Origin of the sequence: Sporichthya brevicatena (genome assembly GCF_039525035.1) — a bacterium.
In the GTDB taxonomy this organism is placed as follows: domain Bacteria; phylum Actinomycetota; class Actinomycetes; order Sporichthyales; family Sporichthyaceae; genus Sporichthya; species Sporichthya brevicatena.
The window spans coordinates 1-2,514 of record NZ_BAAAHE010000043.1 but is presented as its reverse complement, the minus strand read 5'-3'; the positions used below and the strand labels follow the sequence as shown (position 1 = coordinate 2,514).

The 2,514-nt window shown below is 66.3% G+C and carries 3 protein-coding genes; 1 reads left to right on the top strand and 2 read right to left on the bottom strand.

The features are described from left to right. The first annotated feature begins 200 nt into the window (after window positions 1-200). Complete coding sequence (locus ABD401_RS19940; protein WP_344608008.1) at window positions 201-863, top strand: hypothetical protein; 663 nt, start codon at window positions 201-203, stop codon at window positions 861-863. A 132-nt stretch (window positions 864-995) separates the two neighbouring features. Here the strand turns inward: ABD401_RS19940 and ABD401_RS19935 are convergent, their stop codons facing one another. Together ABD401_RS19935 and ABD401_RS19930 are read right to left on the bottom strand one after the other, a co-directional pair. After that, window positions 996-1,898, bottom strand: coding sequence for an IS3 family transposase (locus tag ABD401_RS19935; protein ID WP_344608006.1), 903 nt, complete (start codon window positions 1,896-1,898; stop codon window positions 996-998). Continuing rightward, the gene (locus tag ABD401_RS19930; RefSeq protein ID WP_344608004.1) at window positions 1,895-2,206 is read right to left on the bottom strand and encodes a transposase; all 312 of its coding nucleotides are present in this window, start codon (window positions 2,204-2,206) and stop codon (window positions 1,895-1,897) included. Before ABD401_RS19930 ends, ABD401_RS19935 begins: the two co-directional genes overlap by 4 nt. Window positions 2,207-2,514: the final 308 nt, after the last annotated feature.

Sequence of the window (2,514 nt, the reverse complement as noted above, 5' to 3'; positions counted from 1 at the left end):
GCCTCGGTCAACCGCGCAAGCCCGCGACACCGACAGCCTCACGAAAGATCGAGGCTAAAGCGGGTGTCGGCAGTTCGAATCTGCCCGGGGGCGCCATAAACGCCCAGCTCAGGGGCATGATCGGCGCCTTCCAAGACCTTCCCCGATGCGGTGGGGCAACACTGGGGCAACAGGAGCTATCGGCCCGTAGGCTCGTCGCCGTGAACGCTGCTGACCCTCCCGGCACGAACGCCAGCCGGTTTGTCGAAGCCGGGCTAACCCTGATCCCAGGAGCAGGTCTGCTCGCCCCTTGGGTCCAACCCATCGCCGAGAAGATTGCACTGGAGGTAGCACGCTCTCGCAGCGAGTGCCTGCGCTTGGTCGTCCAAGAAACGAACATGTCCCGCGAGGACATCGAGGCGAACCTGGACCAGAACCCGCAGTTACTCACCCTGACGAACAGAGTGCTGTGGGCCGCCGGGCACAGCGGTCAGGATCGGGTGCTCCGCATTCTCGCCGGATTCCTCGCGGACGCGATCCGACAGCCCTCCTTGGCGGACGAGGTGACCGCCCTGATGGGGTCGCTTGAGAGCCTGAGCGAGCACCACATTCGAGTGCTTGAGCTGTGCAGCACGCCCGCCCCCGATGCAGCAGCTAACGAGCCCAACCCCCTGGCCCGGTATTGGAACGAGAAGCAGATCCTCGAGCACGCCGGGTTTCGCTCGGAACTTGTGGCCGTGGCACTCCGAGGGCTAGCCGGGGCGGGGCTACTCGATGACCGAAAGAACGACACGTGGGACAGCGTGCTCACCCCGATGTTTCAAGTCACGGAGATGGGCAACGCCGTGCTAGATGCGCTTCGCAAGGTCACGCCCGCCGACTGAATCAACGAGCGACCGACGGGTCATCACGATTCGAGCCCTAGGGATGTCCGCACCTGTGGCTCAACGTGGAGCGCCCGAGCAAGCGGGCGCACTGGAGCTGACCCGCTTTGACGGACACGATGGTTGTGTCGGTCAGGCCGCCTGGAGGGCGGCGGTGTTCTCGTAGGCCGCGGGGCTGAGGTAGCCGAGCGCGGAGTGTCTGCGTTTGCTGTTGTACCAGCCTTCGATGTAGTCGAATATCGCGGCCCGGGCGGCGGCGTGAGACGGCCAGGAGCGGTGCTCGAGCAGCTCGCCTTTGATGGTGGCGAAGAACGATTCGGCGAGCGCGTTGTCCCAGCATTGCCCGGTCCGTCCGACCGAGAGGGTGACGCCCAGTTCCCTTGCTGCATCGGCAAACTGGGCGCTGGTGTACTGACAGCCGCGGTCGGAGTGAAAGATCACCCCTGCGGCCGGGCGGCGGGTCGCGACGGCCTGACGCAGTGCCTCTTCGACCAGGTCGGTGCGCAGGTGATCGGCGGTGGCCCACCCGACGACGCGCCGGGAGGCGATGTCGATGACGGTGGCCAGGTACAGCCAGCCCTGCCAGGTGCGGATGTAGGTGATGTCCCCGCACCAGCGCTGGTCAAGACCGAACGGGTTGGGGGTGAAGTCCCGCCCGATCAAGTCCGGGCGCGCCTGCGCGTCGGGATCCGGGATGGTGGTCTTGCGCCACCGACGCGGGGTCCTGCCCCTGATCCCACCCTCACGCATCAGCCGGGCGATCCGCTTGCGCCCGTGCCGACGGCCTTCCTCGGCCAACTCTTCGTGGATGCGCGGGGCGCCGTAGCTGCCGCCCGAGTCCTCGTGGATCGCGGTGATCCGCTCCAGCAGGATCGCGTCCTCACGGGCCCGGGCGGTGCCGCCGGCGGCCTGCGCGGCGGTGTGGGCGTAGTAGGCGGATCGGGACACTTTCAACAGCTCGCACGCGCGCGACACATTCCCGCCGCCACCGTGCTGCTGCGCTCTCTCCGCCTCGATGAACGGGTAGATGTTCACCGGGTCCCCTTCGCGAAGAAAGCCGTGGCCCGCTTGAGGATCTCCACGTCCTCGCGCAGCTGCCGGTTCTCCCGGCGCAACGCCGCCAACTCGGACCGCTCGTCGCTGCTCAACCCGTCGCTGCGGGTCCCCTCGTCCAGCTCGGCCTGTCGCACCCACTCCCGCACCGCGGTCTCGGTCAGGTCGAAATCCTTCGCGACCTGACCGATCGAACGGTCACCGACCTGGCACCGCGCCACGATGTCGGCCTTGAACTCCGGAGTGAACGAACGACGAGGCCGCGGCTTCTTCTTCGCCATGGTCTCCATGATGGGCATCCTCTCGAGGCCGAAGCCCCACAGGTTGGATGTCCGTCACGGCGGGTCAACCCCAGATCACGACGTCCGAGGTCGCGCTTGACCCGGGTGGAAGAGTTCACCAAGCCGAACCCGGCGTGGCATGAAACGTGGCATGAACTGCAGGGGGTCACCGCGACCGCAGGGGCTATAGAGGTTTCGATTGAAACCACAGTGAGCGCCAGAGGCCACGGACAACATGGTGCACCGTCCTCCTAACCTCGACATTTCGCGTGTGAGCGGTTGAGTTCGGCGCGTTAAACGCGGAAGTGCCTAGCCAG